This window comes from Bradyrhizobium japonicum USDA 6 (assembly GCF_000284375.1).
GTDB lineage: Bacteria > Pseudomonadota > Alphaproteobacteria > Rhizobiales > Xanthobacteraceae > Bradyrhizobium > Bradyrhizobium japonicum.
On the sequence record NC_017249.1, the window covers coordinates 5,116,138 to 5,135,866 of the forward strand.

The following is a 19,729-nucleotide window of genomic DNA, read 5'->3' on the forward strand; positions in this document are numbered from 1 at the left end:
CCCGCCGGGCCATTCCGACGGGCGCGAGCATCAGACAGTCTGCGACGAGACGTCGCAAATATCCATGGGATTTATCTCGGGGTTTATGTGACGCGAAGCTGACAGGTTTGACTACGGGGTCCGGTCGGCGGTCACGAGGCGCGCCTCGCGGATGTTGGCCTTGGTGCCGGCCTGACGCAGGCAGGACGCCTCGAAGTTCGGCCAGGCCTGCTGCGAGCAGTCCTTGCCGATGGTGCGGATATCGAGGCGGTCGCTCTTGGCCAGCGGCTGCGGGACGCTCGCTTCGACGGTCGGAGCGAAACCGGGAAGGACGGTGAGAGCGGCGGCAACGAACGCAGCGATAGCGATGGCCGAGATGGTCTTGATCATTGACGGTCCCCTGTGATGCGGCCGCTACGCCCAGTTGTGCGGCCCGTCATTTGTTGGGTGGACTAGTAACCATGGCCAGTTTCCGGACGTCTTCGCGGACGCCCGAAATGGTTTCGTTTGCACTCCGTTTTGTTTCATGGCCGCCCCGAGGACGAAACAATTCGGGGGATTCCGACTCGGCGCCGCCGAAAAACCGGCAGGGAACCTGTCTGGCTTGCCGGGCCGGGCCGGGCGCGGTAGGACGGGGTCATGCCGCGTATCGCCTTCTACCCGGGTTCCTTTGACCCCATCACCAACGGCCATCTGGACGTGGTCCGGAACAGTGTCCCCCTGTGCGATCGGCTCGTGGTCGCGATCGGGGTCCATCCCGGCAAGAAGCCGCTGTTCTCAACGGAGGAGCGGCTCAAGATGCTCCATGACGTCTGCGGGCCGGTCGCGGCCCAGGTCGGCTGCACGCTTGATGCCGTGACCTATGACGATCTTGCGGTCACCGCGGCACGCAGGCACGGCGCGACTGTCATGATTCGGGGTCTGCGCGATGGCACCGACCTCGACTACGAGATGCAGCTCGCCGGGATGAACGGCGCCATGGCGCCCGACGTCCAAACCGTGTTCCTGCCGGCCTCTCCGGCGGTCCGCCCAATTACCGGCACGTTGGTGCGTCAAATCGCGGCCATGGGCGGAGATATCTCGACCTTCGTGCCGCCGCTCGTCGCCAACCTGCTCAAGGCCAAATTCGCCGGATAACGGCGCAATTCTTCATCCTACCTGATCCGGAGTTCTCATGATCCGTCGTCTCGCAATTCTTGCCACGATCTTTGCCGCGCTCTTCAGTGCGGTCCCGGCGGTGGCGCAGCAATTGCCGGCCAACCTCGACAAGGCCAACGCCATCGTCATCGACACCACCAAGGGCCGCATCGTGATCAAGCTGCGGACCGACATTGCGCCTCAGCATGCCGAGCGCATCAAGCAGCTCGCGCGCGAGGGCTTCTACAACAACGTGCCGTTCCACCGCGTGATGGACGGCTTCATGGCGCAGACCGGCGACGGCGAGAAATTCAACGGCACCGGCGGCTCGAAATATCCGAACCTGAAGCAGGAATTCTCCAAGGTTCATTTCGCACGCGGCATTGTCGGGATGGCGCGGCGCGGCGACAGCGTCGACAGCGCCAACTCGCAGTTCTTCATCATGTTCGCGGACGGCGGCAGCCTCGATAACCAGTACACCGTGATCGGCGAGGTCGTGCAGGGCATGGACGTCGTCGACAAGCTGAAGAAGGCACCGCCCGGTTCAGCCGGCGGTGCCGTCACCGATCCCGACAAGATGGTGAAGGTCCAGGTGGCCTCCGACATCAAATAGGATGGGACCATGGCGCGCTGTGGCACTAGGCCTCTGCTGACTGCCGCGCTGCTGCTGCTCGGCGTTTCCGGCGCGGCCGCCGGGGACGCAGAGGTCAACACCATCCAGGACATCTTCCAGCACCTGCGGACCTGCTGGAAGCCGCCGCCGCCCAACAAGGCTCGCCCTATCGACATCACCGTCGTCGTGAGCTTTAACCGGGCCGGAAACATTCTGGGCCATCCGAGGATTACCTATGAATCCGCGGAGGCCTCCGACAATGACCGGCTGCAATACCGGGTCGCGGTGATGGAGGCGCTGCAACGCTGCACGCCGATGCCATTTACCGATGCAATGGCCGGCGCTGCCGCGGGACGTCCATTCGCGATCCAGTTCCGCAACCGGAAGACTTCACCCCCAACGCAAGAGAGACGAGCATGAGCGTCACCGAAAACACCCTGATCCTCGAGACCACGCAGGGCCCCGTCACCATCGAGATGCGGCCCGATCTCGCGCCCGGGCACGTCGCACGCATCAAGGAACTGGTCCGCGAGGGCTTCTACGACGGCATCGTGTTCCACCGCGTGATCGAGGGCTTCATGGCGCAGACCGGCTGCCCGCAGGGCACCGGCACCGGCGGCTCCGGCAAGAAGCTGAAGGCCGAGTTCAACAAGGAACCGCATGTGCGCGGCACCACCTCGATGGCCCGCGCCGCCAGCCCGGATTCCGGCGACAGTCAGTTCTTCATCTGCTTCGACGACGCCCGCTTCCTCGACAACCAGTACACGGTGTGGGGCAAGGTCACCGAGGGCATGGAGAACGTCGACAAGATCAAGCGTGGCGAGCCCGTCCAGAACCCCGACAAGATCGTCAAGGCGCGGATGGCCGCGGACGCGGCCTGACATCGCGCATTCGTCGTGAAGCTTCTGGAACGGGATGACGGTCATCGTCATCCCGTTCTGATTCCTGGCTGAGCGCTATTCGTCGTGAGCTGACGGACGGCGCCGATCCAGTCCTCGATGTGATAGGAGCGGACCATCTTGCCGCCCTCGAGCGTGTGCACATCGATCGACATCACCTTGAACGATTTGCCGCTATGCGGTGCGCCCATGAAGTCGGCCGCGGGCGTGCCCGTTGCTTCACCGCGGATCGTGACCTGGTTGCCGGAGACGAGCACGTCCTTGATCTCCCATTTCAGGTCGGGAACGGATTTGAGGCGCTGGCCGATGCCCGCGATGACCTCGTCACGCGTGTTGCAGACATCGTTGCCGCGGCAGGATACCCAGCCCGCGGCCGTCGACTGTCTGATCAAATCGGGGCTGTCCTTGGCGAATTCGGCGTTCAGCGCCTTGTAGAACGGCGCGACGCTGGCGCGCGCCGCCTCCGTGCCGATCTCGGCGGTGGCCGGGCAGGCCGACAGGGCAATGGTGGCGCAGGCCGCAAATATCCATTTCATGCTGGTTCCAGTGATTTGTTTAAGAGGCGGGCGGTGCTATGAACCGGCCTGGATAATTAATCCAATGAGTAATGATGCCTCCTCATGAATGAAATCGATTTACGTCGGTTCGACCTCAACCTGCTGGTCGTGTTCGATGTTCTGATGGTCGAGCGCAGCGTTACCCGCGCGGCCGAGCGGCTGGGGCGGACGCAGTCGGCGATCAGCCATTCGCTATCCCGGCTGCGCAGCCAGTTCGGCGACCCGCTGCTGGTCAAGGGCGGGGTGCGGATGCAGCCGACGGCGTTCGCGCTCGATCTGATCGAGCAGGCGCGGCCGATGCTGAGCGGCATTCAGCGCGCGCTGTCGCCGACGCAGGTGTTTGATCCAGCGGATTCACAGCGCGTGTTCAGGCTCGCGGTGCCTGATTTTGCGCTCGCGCTGTTTGCCGAACTGCTCGCGCGGGTGCGCAAGGAGGCGCCGTTGGTGTCGGTCGAGTGGACCACGCCACGCGCGCCGACCCTGCTTGACGTCGCGGAGGGCCAGGTCGACCTCGCGATCTTGCCGTCGGAACTGCAATGGCCGCAGAGCGTGGCGGGCGAGGCGATCGGGGCGCTGGGTTGGCGCTGCTTCGGCCGGCGCGATCATCCGGCATTCTCGGCATGGGGGCCCGCGAACTGGGCGCGCTGGCCGCATCTTGCGGTACGGATCGGCGACAATGTGAGAAGCCCGGTCAACGTTGCCGCCGCAGCCGCCGGCCTGACGCGGACGATTGCCGGATGGGTGCCGCATTTTCCTGCGATCGCGCCGATCCTGGCCCGGTCCGATCTGTTGGCGACGCTGCCGTCGGCGGCTATGGCGGATGTGGTCGACGCTTACGATCTTGCGAGCATGGAGGTTCCGTTTGCGATTGCGCCGCTGCCGCATGCGATGGTGTGGTGCAGCGGCCGCAGCCGCGATCCCGGCATGATCTGGTTGCGCGACCGGCTCCGTCCGATCGCCAGACGCACTTTCGCCGTTTAGAAGCACAGGACACATGCGTACTGATCTCTTCGACTTCGAGCTTCCTCCAGAACGGATCGCGTTGCGCCCGGCGAGCCCGCGCGACTCCGCGAAGATGCTGGTCGTGGAAGGTGGCGCGCTGCGTGACCAGCTCATTTCCGAGCTGCCGCAATGGCTGAAGCCGGGCGACCAGCTCGTCGTCAACGATACCAAGGTGATCGCGGCGCAGCTCAAGGGCCGCCGCATCGGCCGCGAGACCGAACCCAAGATCGAGGCGACGCTGATCAAGCGCCTCGACGGCTCGCGCTGGCAGGCGCTGGTGAAGCCGGCGAAGAAACTCACAGCCGGTGACCGCATCCGCTTCGGCAATGAGGGCAAGGTCTGCCTGCTCGGCCATCTCGACGCCGAGGTCGAGGCCAAGGGCACCGATGGTGAGGTGACACTGTCATTCTCGTTTCACGGCCCGGCGCTGGATCAGGCGATCGAAGATCTCGGCAGCCCGCCGCTGCCGCCCTATATCGCCTCGAAGCGCACGCCCGACGATCAGGACCTCGCGGACTACCAGACCATGTTCGCGGCGAACGAAGGCGCCGTCGCGGCGCCCACCGCGGGCCTGCATTTCACCCCGGCGCTGGAGCAGGCGCTGCGCGACCGCGGCGTCGGCATCAACCACATCACGTTGCACGTCGGGGCAGGGACCTTTCTGCCGGTGAAGGTGGACGACACCGAAGGCCACAAGATGCATGCCGAATGGGGCACGATCTCCGCCGAGACGGCGGAGCGGCTCAACACCGCACGGCAGAATGGCGGCCGCATCATCGCCGTCGGCACGACGTCACTGAGGCTGCTCGAAAGCGCGGCCAGCGAGGACGGCACCATCCAGCCGTTCGCGGCCGAGACGTCGATCTTCATCACCCCCGGCTATCGGTTCCGTGCGGTCGATATCCTGCTGACCAATTTCCATTTGCCGAAGTCGACGCTGTTCATGCTGGTGTCGGCGTTCTCCGGGCTCGAGGCGATGCAGCAGGCGTATGCGCACGCGATCGCGAAAGGGTACCGGTTCTATTCGTACGGGGATGCGTGCTTGTTGTTTCGCGCGGAGCCGTAGGGTGGGCAAAGGCGCGTAGCGCCGTGCCCACCCTCTATCCGCATATTTCAGGTCGATTGGTGGGCACGCTTCCGCCTTCGCTCTTCGAGCTACGGCGGACAAGTCGCTTTGCCCACCCTACGAGACCAGTTACGCCATCACCCGCTGCGGCAACAACTCCGCGATCTGCACCGCGTTCAGCGCGGCGCCCTTGAGCAGCTGGTCCGCCGCCACGAACATCGAGATCGAATGCCCTGAGGGGTCGCTGAGATCCTTGCGGATGCGGCCGACCAGGACGTCGTCCTGGCCCGAAGCGTCGATCGGCATCGGGAAGTAGTTCTTCACGCGGTCGTCGACGAGCTTCACGCCGGGCGCCTGCGCCATGATGGCACGGACCTGGTCCTCGGTGATCGGCTTCTCGCATTCGAAGGTGATGGCCTCGCAATGGGCGCGCAGCACCGGCACGCGCACGCAGGTGACGCCGATCGCGATCTTCTCGTCCTCGAAGATCTTGCGGGTTTCCTTGATGACCTTGGTCTCTTCGTCGTTGTAGCCGGTCTCGGGATCGACGGCGGTGTTGTGGTTGAAGAGATTGAAGGCGTAGGGGTGCGGCATCACCTTGGGCGTATAGACCTGCCCGTTGAGATTGGCGCGGGTGGACTCGACGAGCTCGTCCATCGCGGCGGCGCCGGCGCCCGAGGCCGCCTGGTAGGTCGAGATGATGACGCGCTTGATGCGGTTCTTCTGGTGGATCGGCCAGAGCGGCACCAGCGCGGTGATCGCGGCGCAGTTCGGGTTCGCAATGATGCCCTTGTGGTCGCGGATGCGGTTGGCGTTGATCTCGGGGATCACCAGCGGGACGTTGGGGTCCATCCGGAAGGCGGAGGAGTTGTCGACCACGACGGCGCCGGCCTTGACGGCGATTGGCGCGAACTTCTTGGAGATGCTGCCGCCGGCCGAGAACAGCGCGATGTCGACGCCCTCGAAGGCGCGCTCGGTGAGCTCCTCAATGACGACGTCCTGGCCGCGGAACGACACCGTCTTGCCGGCCGAGCGGGCGCTTGCGAGTGCCTTGAGCTTGCCAACGCGAAAGCCGCGCTTGTCCATGGTGGCGATGAATTCGGCGCCCACCGCACCGGTGACGCCGACAATTGCGACGACGGGATCGTTACTCACATTCTCCTCCATTGCATTGAGCTGAAGACAACAAAAAAGCCCCGGACCAGAGGTCGGAGCTTCGGTAGAGTGGATTGCGTTTAAGTCGACGACCTACGCGCGCACGCCTCCCCGGGCCCCGAAGGCCGTGGTGGTTTTAGTCGTGCGTTTGGTGGTCGTGAACATGGCGGCGACTTATGCGGGAGAGTTTGGCGCCCGTCAATGGCTTTTCGGCGGGATTGTGGCCGCCGCTATTTCGCCCGGGCGCCCGGCGGCTCCAGGATGACCTCCTTGAGGTTGTCGCCGCTGATGACGACGATCGCGAAATTCAGCCGGCCGCGTTCGCGCACCAGTCCGCCGCTGATTGCCTTGCCCGAGGCCGCACGTTCGGCGACGTGCACGGCATCCGCAAGGCGGTGCTTGATGGCACCGAGCGCCGCGAGGTTGCTGCGGTCGTCGAGATCGAGCTCGGCGAGGGGGAGGGCGGCTTCGCCGCCGACGAGCTCGCCGGTGGCGGCATTGATGGTGTGGCGCCAGATACGGTCGTTGTGCAGGGTCTTCACCCGGTAGACCGGCACACCGGAGGCTCCGTCGAAACTCACATCCGCCGTCGTGGCGCCGGCATGACGGGCTTCCGCAATCGCCATGGCCTGGCTGATCGAGATCGACGAGCTACGGAATCGTTCGATTTCGCGACTGACCGCTTGGCGGTCTGCCTCGGCATCACCATCTGTGTCGCCGTGAAGCGCGGTCGGCGTGCCCGTGGTGACGATCGCCCGCGCCGGCGCGGCAAGGAGCAGCGCGGGCAAGGCGATCGCAAGTAATCGCGAGGTCAATCGTTTGGCTGTCGTCATGCTCGAAACCCTCGGCCAGCGAGTGTGCCGGATGATCGTAAAGAATTCGCGGCCGACCTTGGGCATCGGCCGGCCGCGGAGCGTCGCAGCGGGCTGCACCCGGCACGGCGATCTTGGGCGGTACGGACCACTTTGGGGCTGGTGAAAAAGCGGTCCGTATCGCTTATAACTAAACCATACCGTATCGTTTTGTTTTGGTCAATGACGCGGGCGTAACCTCCAGGGGGAAACGTCGCTACCTCACGGAATTGTCAGCGGGACGGGCGCCGCCGCTGGGTGCCCTTTGCGCTCTGGATGCGGTCTGCTGGTCCCAGCGCACCGGCCAGGAACAGCTTGATCGCCGCGCGCATGCGCTTCTCGGCGGCCTTCAGCTCCAGCGCCGTGCCGAACGTCGCCAGGCGGTGGGTGTGACCGACGACGACGTCGAGGAACACTTCTGCCGCGATCGTGGTGTCGTCGACGTCGAGTGCGCCCTGCGCCACCAGATGGTCGAAGAAGCGGGCCGTGGTGGCGACGGCCTTCAGCCAGCCTTCCTCCTTGCCGAGCTTGGCGATGTCGGGGAAGTTGATGGCCTGTGACGTCATCATGCGGCTGAAGGCGACGGCATCGGGCCCGCAGGTGAAGGTCAGCATCTCGCGCCCGATCTCGACCAGCCGCTGCTCGACCGAAATGTCCGAGGCGCTGGAGAGCTGGGTCTCGGCGGCTGCCGATAGCGGCGCAAGCCAGCGCGCGATTTCGCGCCTCAGCACGGCGGCAAACAGGCCGCGTTTGTCCCCGTAACGGGAATAGACGGTGGGTTTGCTGACCCGGGCGGCTTCCGCCACCGCGTCGAGCGAGGTCGCGTCGAAGCCGCGATCCAGGAACAGGCGGGTGGCGACCTCGATGAGCCGCTGATCGCGCTCGATCGCAGCGGTTTTCGTCGGACGGCCGCCGCGTGATTTCGGCACCTCGCGCCGTGGCGCCGCCGGTTTTGTCCTGGTCGCAGTCAATCCCATGCCCAATGATTCCTGCGCGCTTCTAATCGTCGTCATTTGCTCTATATCGCGCAGGAGCGGGGGCGTCATCGCGAATCTGGCCGAATTGGCCATATCGTCAACGGTTTCGGCACTGTCTCGTTCCGTCACGAGAGATCACGGCAGCTTTGAAGTCCAGGCCTGGCCGGAGGCAGCCTTCTCATATCCGTACTGATACAGCGCCCGCATATAGGCGGTGTCGAACCCTTCCGAAGGCGGCGCGGGATAATCGCGTGCGATGTAGGAGAGGTGGAAGCCGAGATTGTTGCGCTTGGCGAAATCATAGGTCGAGAAGATGATCGAGCGCGTCTGCGACTGGGTGATCGACGACAGGCTGCGCGAGGCGACGTCGATGGTGCTGTTGGACACGAGCTCGAAATTGCGTTCGATCTTCTTGTTGACGAGGATGTAGATGTTCATCCGCGCGTTGCCGGGCAGGCGGTCCTGGGAGAGCAGGGCTTCCGGCAGCGTCAGCACCGGCGCCGTCACGCCGCCGTCGACATGCATCTCCTGAAATCTGCGGCCCTGGCCTTCGGCGTCGATCATGATGGGCGGAAACACCAGGGGAATGCTGGCGGAGGCCGCCATCACGTCGCGAAACAGTTTGAGCGCCTCGGGTGTTCCGACCGCTGCGATCTTGCCCATGTCCCAGATGGCGGTCCGCTGGGTGTCGAGATCGGTGGTCACCACCAGCAGCTTTCGACCCCTGGCGTTTTCACGCGCGACCTGCGCCATGATCTCCGGCCCGACATAGCGGGCGACGAGCTCGCGCAGCCGCGTGTTGCCGAACAGGCCGGATCCGAACAGCACGCGCATGATGCTGGGATCGTTCAGGAGGCTCTCGGCGATGCCGCTGGTGTAGACCTCCCTCAGCGTGTCGTCATATTGCGAGCCGAGGAACGCAAAAGGCGCGATCAGGCCGCCGGTGCTCACGCCCGAGACGACCGAGAAGGTGGGACGGGTTCTGGCAGCGGTCCAACCGCTCAGCACGCCGACGCCGTAGGCGCCGTCAGCGCCGCCGCCGGAGAGCGCCAGATAGGATTTCGTCGCGGTGCTGGTGTCCTTGTCGAATCTGAATTTCGTGACGGGCTCGTCGGCGTAGCGGCGCAAGCCGTCGATATCGAGCACGCGCGACGTGCTGGCCTCGGCGGAGGTATAGGGCGTGCGGGGCAAGGAGGTGCAGGCGCCGAGTGCCAGGCTGCACGCCAGAACCAGGAATCCGGTCAGGCGGACGCCTGTCTGTCTGATCCAGCCGCGCGAGGGGCCGGACATTTCGGTCGAACATGAAGCGGAGGGCATTGTCGGTGGCTGGCGATCACGCAAGTACTGCCGCCGGCAAAATTCACCGTGGCATCTCGTCCAACCCCGCGCAAAAACTACACGGTATCGTTTTGTTTGGCAAGCGAGCCGGGCGATCAAGTCGGCGTCAAATATGTCCCGGTCTGAACCACAAGCCGGCTCTGGCGTGGTCCGAGCGGGTTGATCAGCCTCTTCCGACACGCAATAAGCACGACCATGAATCTTCCCGACACCGGTCTACCCAATCATTTCGAACTGCTCGCCACCGATGGCGCCGCGCGCACCGGGCGCCTGACCACGCCGCACGGCGTGGTGCGGACGCCGGCCTTCATGCCGGTCGGAACCGCCGGCGCCATGAAGGGCATGCACTGGCGCGAGGTGCGTGAGGCCGGCGCCGACATCGTGCTCGGCAACACCTATCATCTGATGCTGCGTCCCGGCGCCGAGCGGATCTCGGCGCTCGGCGGCCTGCAGCGGTTCACCGGCTGGAACGGGCCCATGCTGACGGATTCGGGCGGCTTCCAGGTGATGTCGCTGTCGGACCTGCGCAAGGTCACCGAGAACGCCGTCACATTCCGTTCGCATATCGACGGCGCCAAGGTCGAGCTGTCACCGGAGCGCTCGATCGAGGTGCAGCGCTTCCTCGGCTCCGACATCGCCATGCAGATGGACGAATGCGTGCGGCTGCCGGCCGAGCGGGACGACATCGAGCGGGCGATGCGGCTGTCGCTGCGCTGGGCCGAGCGAAGCAAGCGCGCATTCGAGAGTGCGCCCGACGGTTACATGCTGTTCGGCATCGTGCAGGGCGGCGACGTGCCGCAGCTTCGTCACGCCAGCGCCGAAGGCCTCGTTGCAATCGGCTTCCATGGCTATGCGATCGGCGGCCTTGCCGTCGGCGAGCCTCAGGCGGTGATGCTGGCGATGATCGACGAGACCGCGCCGATGCTGCCGAGGGAGCGGCCGCGCTACCTGATGGGCGTCGGCACGCCGGACGACATCCTCGAAGCGTTCAAGCGCGGCATCGACATGTTCGATTGCGTGATGCCGACGCGCAATGGCCGGCATGGCGTCGCCTTCACGCGCTTCGGCCAGGTCAATTTGCGCAACGCGCGCCACGCCGACGATCCGCGCCCGCTCGACGAAGAGAGTTCCTGGCCGTCGGCGCGCAACTACGCGCGCGCCTACCTGCATCATCTCGTCAAGGCGGGCGAGACGCTGGGCGCCATGCTGCTCTCCGAGATCAATATCGCCTACTACCAGTTCCTGATGCAGGGCATCAGGGACGCGATCGCACACGGGACGTTCGACGAGTTCTACCAGCGTACGCGCCAGGACTGGGCGAGGGGCGACATCGCCCCGCGCTAGTCAATTGCAGACGATCCGCTGCCTGACGGCGTGCTTGGTCACGAAGCCGTAGCCGCAATTGTCGCAGGTCCAGAGATAGCTGATCATGTGGTCAGAGATGTAGGCGGATGCTTCGGCGGCGACCATCGAGTCGGCGCAGACGGGGCAGGTCGGCAACTCGCTGCAACGCGGGTCGCGATGATGGGCGACGGTCGACAACACTTCAGCAACTGCTGACATCGTGGTGACCTCTCTGCTTTAAGACCTAAGTCTAACATAGACCGAATCAGTTGACGAGGTCGCAACACAAATACGTTGGTTTTCTGATAATTACAGCTCACGCGATTTTGCGATGCAGCGTATTTAACATGTGCCGCATTGTCGCTTGCGTGTCATCCCAAGCTGTCCGTTACTGCACAAGAGACGCTGCAGAAGCAGAAATTGTCGTCACAGGGAGTTCATCATGGACGCATCGTCCAACACGGGTGCAGCGCACCAGCCCGGCCGCGGCCGGATCTATTCTTCGATCGTCGAGGCCTTTGGCGACACGCCGATCGTGCGCTTGCAGCGGCTGCCGGGCATGCACGGCGTCAACGCGACGATTTTGGCAAAACTTGAATATTTCAATCCCGCCGCGAGCGTGAAGGATCGCATCGGCGCGGCCATGATCATCGCGATGGAGAAGGCCGGCATCGTCAAGCCTGACACCGTGCTGATCGAGCCGACCTCGGGCAACACCGGCATCGCGCTCGCCTTCGTCGCGGCTTCGCGCGGTTACCGGCTCAAGCTGGTGATGCCGGAATCGATGTCGATCGAGCGGCGCAAGATGCTGGCCTTTCTCGGCGCCGAACTGGTGCTGACGCCTGCGGCACAGGGCATGAAGGGCGCGATCGCGACCGCCGAGGAGCTCCTGAAGACGACGCCGAACTCGGTCATGCCGCAGCAGTTCAAGAACCTCGCCAATCCCGAGGTGCACCGTCGCACCACCGCCGAGGAGATTTGGAACGACACCGGCGGCAGCGTCGATGTCTTCGTCGCCGGCGTCGGCACCGGCGGCACCATCACCGGCGTCGGCCAGGTGCTCAAGCCGCGCAAGCCGTCCTTGCGGGTGGTGGCGGTCGAGCCGGAGGAAAGCCCTGTGCTCTCAGGGGGCCAGCACACGCCGCACAAGATCCAGGGCATCGGCGCCGGCTTCGTGCCGGACATCCTCGACCGCTCGGTGATTGACGAGATCGTGAAGATCAACTCGACGACCGCGATCGAGACCGCCCGGGCGCTGGCGCGGCATGAGGGCATTCCCGGCGGCATCTCCTCAGGCGCTGCGATCGCGGCTGCGCTCCAGATCGGCAAGCGGCCGGAAGCTGCGGGAAAAACCATTCTGGCTATAGTGCCGTCCTTCTCCGAGCGGTATCTTTCGACGGCTCTGTTTGAGGGAATCTAGGACATGACGGATCAACCGAGGCGGCCGCGCACGCTTGGCGATGCGCGGTCGGAGGCCGAGGCGGCGTTCAAGAAGGTGACCGCCAAGGTCGCCGTGGCGCCGCCGAAGCCGAACGTGGCGCCGGGAATCAGGGAGCAGGTCACGCTGCGCATCGACCAGGACGTGCTGGAGTTCTTCCAGCAGGGCGGGCCGGGCTGGCAGGAGCGGATCAACGAGGCGCTGCGCAAGGCGGCGGGGAAGTAACGCCCCCTGCCAGGGGCGCCGAAGGGCGGCGTGCCGGCGAACTCAGAGGACTTGCGACAGAAACCGCTGCGTTCGCTCGTCCTTTGCTGCCGTAAACAGGGCCTCCGGCGGCCCGTGCTCGACGATCACACCGCGGTCGGTGAAGTAGACGTGATCGGCGACCTCACGTGCGAAGTTCATTTCATGGGTGACGAGGAGGCATGTCATGCCATCCTCGGCCAGCTCCCGGATGGTGACCAGGACCTCCTTGACCGTTTCCGGATCGAGGGCGGCCGTAACTTCGTCGAACAGCATGATGTCGGGTCGCATCGCCAGCGAGCGGGCGATGGCCACGCGCTGCTGCTGTCCGCCGGAGAGTTCGCCGGGATAGGTATCCTCCTTCCCCGCGAGCCGCACCTTGGCAAGCAGCGCCCGGGCGCGCGCTTCGACCTCGGCACGCTTCTGGCCGAGAACATGGATCGGCGCCATCATCACGTTCTGGAGCGCCGTCTTGTGCGGGAAAAGATTGTACTGCTGAAACACCATCCCGACCTTGCGGCGCAGCGCCAGCTTGTCGAGCCTGGGATCGGACACCTCGATGCCTTCGATCTGAATGCTGCCGGACGAGATCGGCTGCAGCGCATTGATGCAGCGGATCAGCGTGGATTTTCCTGATCCAGACGGGCCGATGATACAGATCACCTCGCTCTTTTTGACCGACAGGCTGATGCCCTTCAGAACCTCGAGAGCTCCGAACGACTTTCTGACGTCTGTGCATTGGACGATGGGCTGATCCGGAGTCCAGCTCGTTGCCATGCTCTGCTCCCTCAGCGTATGCGGAACCGACGCTCGAGACGAGCGGTCCAGAGGTTGATCGGATAACAGTAGAGAAAGAAACACAGCAGCGCGAAACCATAGAGCGGCGCGAACAGCTCCGGCCTGCCGCCTTCGGCGGCATGCACCTGCGCCGTCAGGGTGAGCATCTCCGAAACACCGACGATCGATGCCAGCACCGTCGACATCGCGACCAGCGCATAGACGTTCATCCAGGGTGGCAGCATGCGCTTGATGCACTGTGGCAGCATGATCAGCCACATCGTCTGGCGCCGCGTGAACGAGAGCGATTCCGCCGCCTCCCATTGCGTCGACGGAATGGAGCGGACGGCGCCGCGCACGACCTCGGCGACGTTCGCCATGACCGGCAATGCGAAGCCCACCGTTGCCTTGATCCAGTCCGGCAACGGGATGGTCGTCTTGATGACAGTGACCTGGAAGGGCACCAGAAACATGACGAAGAACAGCAGCACCAGCCAGGGCGCGTTGCGGAAGAATTGAGTCAGGAGCCAGCTGACGGCGGCGAGCGGCCGAAACTCCGACAACAACCCCAGACCCAGGCCAAGCCCGGCGACGGTCCCCAGCAGCATGGCCAGCAGGGAGATCAGGATGTTGAAGGCGAACCCGCGCAGCAGCAGCGGCGACCACTTCACGATGACTTGCAGCGGGGACAGCACCGCCGGTCCGGTCTGCGCCCACGCGGTGGACGCGGCCATGATGGCGCAGAAACAAAGGATCGCGGCCGCCAGCGGGCCGATCCGAACGGATATCCGGGCCGGCGCGAGACGGTACGGCAGAAGGACGGCAAGCCGGTGCTCGGGTTGGGCGTCCTTCATCGGGCATATCCCGGGATGCGCATCGCCCGCTCCCAGCGATGCATCAGCCAGACGAGGACGCCGACAAGGATGCCGTAGGTCGCCAGCAATACGACCATCATTTCGAAGACGTTCTGCGATTCCGACCAGATCTGCTTGACCGCATACAGCGTCTCGGGAACGGCGATCGCGTAGGCGAGGGTGGTCGTCTTGAGCAGGTTGACGAGGTTGTTGTTCAATGCGGGAAGGCAGACACGAATGGCCAGCGGAAGGACGATATGGATGTAAGCCTTGAGGCGCGTGTATCCGAGCGCCTCCGCGGCTTCCAGCGTCGTCCTCGGCACCGCCTCGATGCCGGAGCGGAAGATTTCGACGTTGAAGGCGGCGGCGAACAGTGACAGCGAAATGATGGCCCATTGGACGTTGCTCAGCAGCGGAACGCGCATGCCCGCCGCCTCGACGGCCGGGAGCATGGTGCCGAGGCCGAAATAGAAAAAGAAGATCTGGACCAGCGGCGGCGTGTTGCGGAACACCACCACGAAAGCATTGACGGGCAGCCGCAACAGCATCGACGGACTACCCTGCAGCAAGGCGCCCACCGCGCCGATGATGAGGCTCAACAGGATGGTCGTGACGCTCAGAAGCAGCGTCATCTTGAGCCCGCCGAAATAGCGGTCCCAATCGTAGGCATCGTAGAATACGGAGAAATTCAGCCCCGTTGTTTCGTAGAGCCGTTGAAACCAGTCGCCGATTGCGTGCATTTTACGCGACACCAAACTGTTGAGGCGATGCCTCGTATCAGTGCATTGGCTCGACCTGTTCGGAACGCAAGACGTATCTCGCGCTCCGCTCTGCGCGTCTATTTGTCCTTGTATTGCTCGTGCATGAGCAGCGAATACTCGGTCGGCGTAATGCCCCACTTCTTTTCCGCTGCCACGATGAAGCCGGTCTTCATCCAGTCCTTTGTTGTATCTTCGAGCAGCTTCTGCAGGCTGGCATTATCGAGCGCGACAGCGATCATCCATGGCGATGGCAAAACACCTTTCAGGGGCAAGTCGTAGTCCGCCTTCCACTCGTCCTCGAGCAGTTTGCCTTGCAGGAAGGTCTGATCGTAGACATAGCCGATGCAGTTGCCCTGCTTCATGGCGAACAGAGGCTTCTCCGAGCCGTCAAACGCAACGATTTCGGGGCCGTAGGATTTGGCAACGTCCTTGTTGTACCAGGCCCCCGACGTGGCACAGACGGGCTTCCCCTTGAGTTCGGCCCAGTCCTTGATGCCGGACTTCTTGTTGAGAAGGATGTTCACATAGTCCGAGTAGTACAGCGGTTCGATGGCTTGAACCACGCGGCGGCGCTCCGGCCTGTCCGACATGGTCGCGATCAGCAGGTCGACCTTTCCCTGCTGAAGAAATTCGATCCTGTTGGAGGCCGCGACCGGAACGAGTTCGAGTTTGACGCCGAGGCGCTTGGCAATGTCTGCGGCGAGATCCGGCTCGATGCCGACCACGTTTCCCGTGGGATCGCGGAAGCCGAAGGGCTTGTAGTCAGCCTTGACGCCGACATTCAGTGTACCGCGCTGCTTGATGGCATCGACGCCATCAGCTGCTTGGGCACTGCCAAGCATCAGCAGCGCCGCGATGCCTGTCATCATGGAACGGACAATGTCTCTCATCGGATGACGCCTCCAGGATTGTGATCACGACGCGCGTTGCGTGTGCTGTTCAAGATACAAGGCTCGTGCCAAACGTCACGAAAATCGGGAGATGGAGAATGGGCTGAGGTCGATCGCGCTGCGACCGTCAGTTACCATCCCGGCTACGACGTTGCCGATACCTGCCGAGTGCTTGAAGCCGTGGCCCGAGCACGCCGAGACGACACAGATTCTGTCCTGGTCGGGATGGCGGTCGATGATGAAGCCCCGATCGGGCGTCACCGTGTAGATGCAGGCGGCCGCCTGCGCGACGCGCGGCGTGGCGCCGGCGAGCCGCCCCGCGACGTGCTTCCGGTACATTTCGGCCGATTCCGCGGGATCGACGGTGCGGTCGATGGTGTCGGCCGTCGTGCTGGTCTCGTACTGCTCGGTCGCGACCTTGAGGCGACGATCGCCAGGCAGCGGCGGGAAGCCGTAGAGGTAGTCGACATCCGTCGCGCCGTGCATCCAGATGAACACAGGCGAATTGGCGCGATACGCGCTGGTATCGTCGAGCTCGTACCAATGCAGCACCTGCCGCTTCACCGTGAGCACGCGGTCAAACGGCGCGCCGAGCAGGTGGGCATTCCAGCCGCCGGCCGACACCACCACCTGGTCGGCCTCGAATGTGCCCGAGGACGTTTCCACCCGAACGGCGGAGCCTCGCTGCGCGATCGAGAGAACCTCGACTCCCGTGCGGATCGTTGCTCCGAGCTGCTCCGCGCGCGTCAGCTGCGCCTTGATGCAGCGCTCCGGAAAAACGTATCCTCCGCCGGGCTCGTAATAGGCCTTCTCGTTGCCCTGGAGATTCAGGAACTGCGGGAAGCGATGAGCCACCTCTCTCCCGTCGATCACTTCATGCGCGATGCCGAAGTCACGCGCCGCCCCGATTGAGCGCGCGACGAAATCCGGCTTGCCGTGGTGCGACGTCTCGCCGACGCCGGGCGCCATGACGACGAGACCGCATGGGTTCAGCAGCTCGGCAGACGTCTCGGCCTCGAGCTCACGCCAGATCCGGTGGGTATCCAGCACCAGGGGCACGTAATCGCGGCCTTCGCCGACCGCCTGCCGGGTGATGCGGGTTTCGCCGTGGCTGGATCCCATCGTGTGGGGTGGGGCGAAGCGATCGAGGCCGACCGCCTTTACCCCGCGCCTGGCCAGTTGATAGAGGGCCGCGCTGCCCATGGCACCGAGGCCGATCACCAGAATATCCGCTTGCTCGCTCATGGATCGGGACTGCTTAATTGTTAGGACAGCACGAATTCTGCTTTCAGATGCGGCTCTTCGACAAGGATAATTCATGGAATGAAGAGAATTTGCATCCCTATATGACTTCTGCTTAAGTCATCGAGATGCAGCCACCCGTTCCAGACCTGCGAAGCCTGCAGATTGTCGCTGCCGTTGCGGACTCCGGCAGCATGCTCGAGGCGTCGCGCCAATTCGGGATGACGCAATCCGCGGTGTCCCAGGCGGTGAGGCGTGCCGAAGCCGCCGTCGGCGTCGCCTTCTTCAACCGGAGCCGCAGGCCGCTGACGCCGACACGGGCAGGGCGCATCCTCGCAGACCGCGTTCTCGATCTGAATCGCGACTTCGACGTGCTTCTCAGCACGCTCCGGGCTGCGGCGGAACAGTCTGCACGTGTCGATCTCCGGCTCGGCCTCGTCGATTCCTATGCGGGCACCGTCGGCGCGCACCTCGTCAAGGAACTCATGACGGGCTCGATCGCGCTAAGCCTGTCGGCATGGTCGGGGCTTGCGCATTCTCATGCGGAGGCCCTTGTTCGTCGCATGATCGACGCGGCGATCACATGCGATGCGATGGACGTCCTGTATGATGTCGAGCGCTTCCCGTTCTACCGCGAGCCGTACCTGCTGGTGGTGCCGCGCGGACTGGAAGCTGAATTCGCCGACCTTGATTTGCGCGAGATCCTCGCCCGGCATCGTCTGGTCCGGCACAGCGAACGCTCCTATGTCGGCGCTCAGGTCGAGCGCCATCTGAGCCGCTTGGGCATTCGCCCGCCACGGGCCTTCGAGTTTGACACCTCGGACAGCCTGGTAGCCATGGTCGCGACAGGGATGGGCGTGGCGATCACCACACCGCTGTGCCTGTTGCAGGGGCTTGCCCACGCGGCCCAGGTCAGCGCTCTCCCGCTGCCGGGCCCTGGATTCTTTCGTGAGCTGCTTCTGGTGACCCGCCGTGGAGATCTCTCGTCATTGGCGCCGCGCATCGCCGAGATGGCGCGAATGAGCATTACGACGCAGGCGATGCCGCGTGTCCGGACGCTCGTGCCCTGGTTCACCCAGGATTACTAGCAGCGAAAAAGCCCGGCTGGCGCCGGGCTTTTCTGCTTGAGCTCTGGTCTTGCGCCTCAGCGGCGGAACATGCCGCCCATCATGCCGCCGACGACGCCGCCGACGAAGGCTGCGCCGGCATCGCCGCCGCCGCTGTTGCGATGCTGAACCGGTGCGCTGCTCTGGGCCTGGGCGGGGGCAGCACGCCGGGCCGGCTTCGCGCTGTCGTCGCTCGCGGTAGCCGGCGCGGTCGCCACGATCTCGGACAGCAGCGCTTTGTGCTGGAGCTTGTTGAGGTAGCCGGTCGAGGGATAACCGCGAGCGGCCTGCCAGCGCTTCAGCACCGAGCGGGTCTCGTCGGTGAACGCACCGGTGACCTTGGTGTCGAAGCCGAGCCCGGTCAGGCGGCGCTGCACGTCGCGGCGCTGGCCCTTGTCGAGGCCGATCTGGTCCTCGGTGAGCTGGCTGGCGTCATCGGTGAAGGTCGCGGGATCGATGCCGGAGTTCAGATTGCGGGTCGCCGTGGACGGGCCGCTCTTGATCGCCGCAAGCCGCGCCAGCGCCAGCGCCTTGAACTGGCCGTTCGGATAGGCCGAGAGATAGGCGTTGAGCTCTTCCGGCTTGTTGGATTCCTTGACCGAGCGCCAGTACTCGAGCTCGACACCGTCGGAACTGCTCGCTGCTGCCGGCACGTTTCCAGAAGCGGTCGGGGCTGCGTTGGCAACCTGCGTCTGCTGCGACGGGTTGAGATAGACCGCGCCGATCAGGTTGGTGTGGCCCCAAGGCAGCTGGCCCTTGCGGGTCTCTTCGTTGACCTGGGCGCGCACCGACGTCATCGCCTGCTGGATCTCGACGCCGGGCTTGGTGATGTTGTCGATCAGCGCGCGGGTGAACGGGCTGTTGTTGCCCTCCTGGCCGTCGAGCGCGGTCTGGCCCGGGCCGGTGGCGAACGCGATCAGAGTGCCTTCGCCCGACTTCATCTCCGCAAGACCGCTCTGCACGTTGACGCTGCGCGTTGCCGAGTTCGACTTGATCTTGGCGGCGAAAGGATTGTCGCGGCAGGCGTCGAGGAAGACAAGCTTGACCTTGGCGTCGCCCATGGTCTGCTCGAGCGTCAGGTCGATATTGATGGCTGCGCCGAGCTTAACGTCCATCTCCGACTTGATGTCAGCGTCGACGGGCAGGAGGTAGTTGCTGCCGCTGACCGCGATGCCGTGGCCGGCGTAATAGAACACTGCGACATCGGAGCCTTGCGCCTTGCGGCCGAAGTCCAGGAGCTTCTCCGTCATCTGGTCGCGGGTGAGGTTGGATCCCTCGATCACCTCGAAGCCGACATTGCGCAGGGTCGCCGCCATCGCCTTTGCGTCGATCGGCGGGTTCGGCAATTGTGCGACGTTCTTGTAGGAGCCGTTGCCGACGACGAAAGCGACACGGCGGTCGGCCTTCGCGGCACTGACCGAAAGTGCCATGCACATCAGCGAAGCGAGCAGGGTGAGAGTGCGCATCTGAAATCCCCAACAGAATCGAATTGCAGGCAGC

The 19,729-nt window shown here is 64.2% G+C and carries 23 protein-coding genes; 10 read left to right on the plus strand and 13 right to left on the minus strand.

Translation table 11 applies throughout. The annotated features are described in order from the left end of the window. Positions 1-111: 111 nt before the first annotated feature. Positions 112-369 (minus strand): hypothetical protein, encoded by a 258-nt coding sequence (locus BJ6T_RS24200; RefSeq protein WP_014495112.1) that lies wholly within the window; start codon positions 367-369, stop codon positions 112-114. Positions 370-618: 249 nt separating this feature from the next. On the opposite strand from BJ6T_RS24200, the gene coaD reads away from it, so the two are divergent. From coaD to BJ6T_RS24220, 4 genes are read left to right on the plus strand one after another with little or no spacing between them, the layout of a single operon-like run. Then, positions 619-1,116 carry a pantetheine-phosphate adenylyltransferase gene (gene coaD / locus BJ6T_RS24205; RefSeq protein WP_014495113.1) on the plus strand — a complete coding sequence of 166 codons (498 nt, stop codon included), beginning with the start codon at positions 619-621 and terminating at the stop codon, positions 1,114-1,116. Between the two features lie 37 nt (positions 1,117-1,153). Beyond that, positions 1,154-1,729: a peptidylprolyl isomerase gene (locus tag BJ6T_RS24210; protein ID WP_014495114.1), complete on the plus strand. Its 576-nt coding sequence runs from the start codon at positions 1,154-1,156 to the stop codon at positions 1,727-1,729. 9 nt (positions 1,730-1,738) lie between these two features. Next, positions 1,739-2,149, plus strand: a complete 411-nt coding sequence (locus BJ6T_RS24215; RefSeq protein WP_014495115.1) for a UCP034077 family protein — start codon at positions 1,739-1,741, stop codon at positions 2,147-2,149. After that, positions 2,146-2,610: a peptidylprolyl isomerase gene (locus BJ6T_RS24220; protein ID WP_014495116.1), complete on the plus strand. Its 465-nt coding sequence runs from the start codon at positions 2,146-2,148 to the stop codon at positions 2,608-2,610. Before BJ6T_RS24215 ends, BJ6T_RS24220 begins: the two co-directional genes overlap by 4 nt. 47 nt (positions 2,611-2,657) lie before the next feature. On the opposite strand, the gene BJ6T_RS24225 is transcribed toward BJ6T_RS24220, so the two are convergent. Continuing rightward, positions 2,658-3,164, minus strand: a complete 507-nt coding sequence (locus tag BJ6T_RS24225; protein ID WP_014495117.1) for an ester cyclase — start codon at positions 3,162-3,164, stop codon at positions 2,658-2,660. Positions 3,165-3,248: 84 nt separating this feature from the next. Here BJ6T_RS24225 and BJ6T_RS24230 point away from each other — a divergent pair, with 84 nt between their 5' ends. Both BJ6T_RS24230 and queA read left to right on the plus strand, forming a co-directional pair. After that, positions 3,249-4,166 (plus strand): LysR family transcriptional regulator, encoded by a 918-nt coding sequence (locus BJ6T_RS24230; RefSeq protein WP_014495118.1) that lies wholly within the window; start codon positions 3,249-3,251, stop codon positions 4,164-4,166. Positions 4,167-4,179: 13 nt separating this feature from the next. Then, a complete protein-coding gene (queA, locus tag BJ6T_RS24235; protein WP_014495119.1) occupies positions 4,180-5,253 on the plus strand; it encodes a tRNA preQ1(34) S-adenosylmethionine ribosyltransferase-isomerase QueA in 1,074 nt (357 codons plus the stop codon). A 129-nt stretch (positions 5,254-5,382) separates the two neighbouring features. Here the strand turns inward: queA and BJ6T_RS24240 are convergent, their stop codons facing one another. The 4 genes from BJ6T_RS24240 to BJ6T_RS24255 all read right to left on the minus strand — a co-directional run bounded on the left by BJ6T_RS24240 (position 5,383) and on the right by BJ6T_RS24255 (position 9,526). Next, positions 5,383-6,420 carry an aspartate-semialdehyde dehydrogenase gene (locus tag BJ6T_RS24240; protein ID WP_014495120.1) on the minus strand — a complete coding sequence of 346 codons (1,038 nt, stop codon included), beginning with the start codon at positions 6,418-6,420 and terminating at the stop codon, positions 5,383-5,385. Positions 6,421-6,638: 218 nt separating this feature from the next. Further along, on the minus strand, positions 6,639-7,241 hold the full coding sequence (locus BJ6T_RS24245; protein WP_014495121.1) for a PepSY domain-containing protein: 603 nt from the start codon (positions 7,239-7,241) through the stop codon (positions 6,639-6,641). Between the two features lie 251 nt (positions 7,242-7,492). After that, entirely contained in the window at positions 7,493-8,236 is a 744-nt protein-coding gene (locus tag BJ6T_RS24250; RefSeq protein ID WP_014495122.1) for a TetR/AcrR family transcriptional regulator, read from the minus strand. A gap of 135 nt (positions 8,237-8,371) precedes the next feature. Next, positions 8,372-9,526: a patatin-like phospholipase family protein gene (locus BJ6T_RS24255; protein WP_014495123.1), complete on the minus strand. Its 1,155-nt coding sequence runs from the start codon at positions 9,524-9,526 to the stop codon at positions 8,372-8,374. 243 nt (positions 9,527-9,769) lie between these two features. Between BJ6T_RS24255 and tgt the strand changes: the two genes are divergently transcribed. Then, positions 9,770-10,918: a tRNA guanosine(34) transglycosylase Tgt gene (tgt, locus tag BJ6T_RS24260; protein ID WP_014495124.1), complete on the plus strand. Its 1,149-nt coding sequence runs from the start codon at positions 9,770-9,772 to the stop codon at positions 10,916-10,918. Here tgt and BJ6T_RS24265 read toward each other — a convergent pair whose 3' ends face one another. Next, positions 10,919-11,137, minus strand: coding sequence for a hypothetical protein (locus BJ6T_RS24265; RefSeq protein WP_014495125.1), 219 nt, complete (start codon positions 11,135-11,137; stop codon positions 10,919-10,921). It lies immediately after the preceding gene. A 223-nt stretch (positions 11,138-11,360) separates the two neighbouring features. On the opposite strand from BJ6T_RS24265, the gene cysK reads away from it, so the two are divergent. Together cysK and BJ6T_RS24275 are read left to right on the plus strand one after the other, a co-directional pair. Continuing rightward, on the plus strand, positions 11,361-12,338 hold the full coding sequence (gene cysK / locus BJ6T_RS24270; protein ID WP_014495126.1) for a cysteine synthase A: 978 nt from the start codon (positions 11,361-11,363) through the stop codon (positions 12,336-12,338). Between the two features lie 3 nt (positions 12,339-12,341). Continuing rightward, on the plus strand, positions 12,342-12,581 hold the full coding sequence (locus BJ6T_RS24275; protein ID WP_014495127.1) for a BrnA antitoxin family protein: 240 nt from the start codon (positions 12,342-12,344) through the stop codon (positions 12,579-12,581). A gap of 42 nt (positions 12,582-12,623) precedes the next feature. On the opposite strand, the gene BJ6T_RS24280 is transcribed toward BJ6T_RS24275, so the two are convergent. The 5 genes from BJ6T_RS24280 to solA all read right to left on the minus strand — a co-directional run bounded on the left by BJ6T_RS24280 (position 12,624) and on the right by solA (position 17,126). After that, positions 12,624-13,376: an amino acid ABC transporter ATP-binding protein gene (locus tag BJ6T_RS24280; protein WP_014495128.1), complete on the minus strand. Its 753-nt coding sequence runs from the start codon at positions 13,374-13,376 to the stop codon at positions 12,624-12,626. An 11-nt stretch (positions 13,377-13,387) separates the two neighbouring features. Beyond that, positions 13,388-14,230 carry an amino acid ABC transporter permease gene (locus tag BJ6T_RS24285; protein WP_014495129.1) on the minus strand — a complete coding sequence of 281 codons (843 nt, stop codon included), beginning with the start codon at positions 14,228-14,230 and terminating at the stop codon, positions 13,388-13,390. Beyond that, a complete protein-coding gene (locus BJ6T_RS24290) occupies positions 14,227-14,970 on the minus strand; it encodes an amino acid ABC transporter permease (protein ID WP_014495130.1) in 744 nt (247 codons plus the stop codon). Before BJ6T_RS24290 ends, BJ6T_RS24285 begins: the two co-directional genes overlap by 4 nt. A 98-nt stretch (positions 14,971-15,068) precedes the next feature. After that, positions 15,069-15,881 (minus strand): transporter substrate-binding domain-containing protein, encoded by an 813-nt coding sequence (locus tag BJ6T_RS24295; RefSeq protein WP_014495131.1) that lies wholly within the window; start codon positions 15,879-15,881, stop codon positions 15,069-15,071. Between the two features lie 75 nt (positions 15,882-15,956). Beyond that, the gene (gene solA, locus BJ6T_RS24300; RefSeq protein WP_014495132.1) at positions 15,957-17,126 is read right to left on the minus strand and encodes an N-methyl-L-tryptophan oxidase; all 1,170 of its coding nucleotides are present in this window, start codon (positions 17,124-17,126) and stop codon (positions 15,957-15,959) included. A 125-nt stretch (positions 17,127-17,251) separates the two neighbouring features. On the opposite strand from solA, the gene BJ6T_RS24305 reads away from it, so the two are divergent. After that, entirely contained in the window at positions 17,252-18,211 is a 960-nt protein-coding gene (locus BJ6T_RS24305) for a LysR family transcriptional regulator (protein ID WP_014495133.1), read from the plus strand. Positions 18,212-18,267: 56 nt separating this feature from the next. Here BJ6T_RS24305 and BJ6T_RS24310 read toward each other — a convergent pair whose 3' ends face one another. After that, entirely contained in the window at positions 18,268-19,695 is a 1,428-nt protein-coding gene (locus BJ6T_RS24310) for a caspase family protein (RefSeq protein ID WP_014495134.1), read from the minus strand. Between the last annotated feature and the right edge of the window lie 34 nt (positions 19,696-19,729).

Bases quoted from the DNA above. Each gene is read 5' to 3' on its own strand.
- BJ6T_RS24200 (WP_014495112.1), bottom strand. From the start codon at position 369: ATGATCAAGACCATCTCGGCCATCGCTATCGCTGCGTTCGTTGCCGCC.
- coaD (WP_014495113.1), top strand. From the start codon at position 619: ATGCCGCGTATCGCCTTCTACCCGGGTTCCTTTGACCCCATCACCAAC.
- BJ6T_RS24210 (WP_014495114.1), top strand. From the start codon at position 1,154: ATGATCCGTCGTCTCGCAATTCTTGCCACGATCTTTGCCGCGCTCTTC.
- BJ6T_RS24215 (WP_014495115.1), top strand. From the start codon at position 1,739: ATGGCGCGCTGTGGCACTAGGCCTCTGCTGACTGCCGCGCTGCTGCTG.
- BJ6T_RS24220 (WP_014495116.1), top strand. From the start codon at position 2,146: ATGAGCGTCACCGAAAACACCCTGATCCTCGAGACCACGCAGGGCCCC.
- BJ6T_RS24225 (WP_014495117.1), bottom strand. From the start codon at position 3,164: ATGAAATGGATATTTGCGGCCTGCGCCACCATTGCCCTGTCGGCCTGC.
- BJ6T_RS24230 (WP_014495118.1), top strand. From the start codon at position 3,249: ATGAATGAAATCGATTTACGTCGGTTCGACCTCAACCTGCTGGTCGTG.
- queA (WP_014495119.1), top strand. From the start codon at position 4,180: ATGCGTACTGATCTCTTCGACTTCGAGCTTCCTCCAGAACGGATCGCG.
- BJ6T_RS24240 (WP_014495120.1), bottom strand. From the start codon at position 6,420: ATGGAGGAGAATGTGAGTAACGATCCCGTCGTCGCAATTGTCGGCGTC.
- BJ6T_RS24245 (WP_014495121.1), bottom strand. From the start codon at position 7,241: ATGACGACAGCCAAACGATTGACCTCGCGATTACTTGCGATCGCCTTG.
- BJ6T_RS24250 (WP_014495122.1), bottom strand. From the start codon at position 8,236: ATGGGATTGACTGCGACCAGGACAAAACCGGCGGCGCCACGGCGCGAG.
- BJ6T_RS24255 (WP_014495123.1), bottom strand. From the start codon at position 9,526: ATGTCCGGCCCCTCGCGCGGCTGGATCAGACAGACAGGCGTCCGCCTG.
- tgt (WP_014495124.1), top strand. From the start codon at position 9,770: ATGAATCTTCCCGACACCGGTCTACCCAATCATTTCGAACTGCTCGCC.
- BJ6T_RS24265 (WP_014495125.1), bottom strand. From the start codon at position 11,137: ATGTCAGCAGTTGCTGAAGTGTTGTCGACCGTCGCCCATCATCGCGAC.
- cysK (WP_014495126.1), top strand. From the start codon at position 11,361: ATGGACGCATCGTCCAACACGGGTGCAGCGCACCAGCCCGGCCGCGGC.
- BJ6T_RS24275 (WP_014495127.1), top strand. From the start codon at position 12,342: ATGACGGATCAACCGAGGCGGCCGCGCACGCTTGGCGATGCGCGGTCG.
- BJ6T_RS24280 (WP_014495128.1), bottom strand. From the start codon at position 13,376: ATGGCAACGAGCTGGACTCCGGATCAGCCCATCGTCCAATGCACAGAC.
- BJ6T_RS24285 (WP_014495129.1), bottom strand. From the start codon at position 14,230: ATGAAGGACGCCCAACCCGAGCACCGGCTTGCCGTCCTTCTGCCGTAC.
- BJ6T_RS24290 (WP_014495130.1), bottom strand. From the start codon at position 14,970: ATGCACGCAATCGGCGACTGGTTTCAACGGCTCTACGAAACAACGGGG.
- BJ6T_RS24295 (WP_014495131.1), bottom strand. From the start codon at position 15,881: ATGAGAGACATTGTCCGTTCCATGATGACAGGCATCGCGGCGCTGCTG.
- solA (WP_014495132.1), bottom strand. From the start codon at position 17,126: ATGAGCGAGCAAGCGGATATTCTGGTGATCGGCCTCGGTGCCATGGGC.
- BJ6T_RS24305 (WP_014495133.1), top strand. From the start codon at position 17,252: ATGCAGCCACCCGTTCCAGACCTGCGAAGCCTGCAGATTGTCGCTGCC.
- BJ6T_RS24310 (WP_014495134.1), bottom strand. From the start codon at position 19,695: ATGCGCACTCTCACCCTGCTCGCTTCGCTGATGTGCATGGCACTTTCG.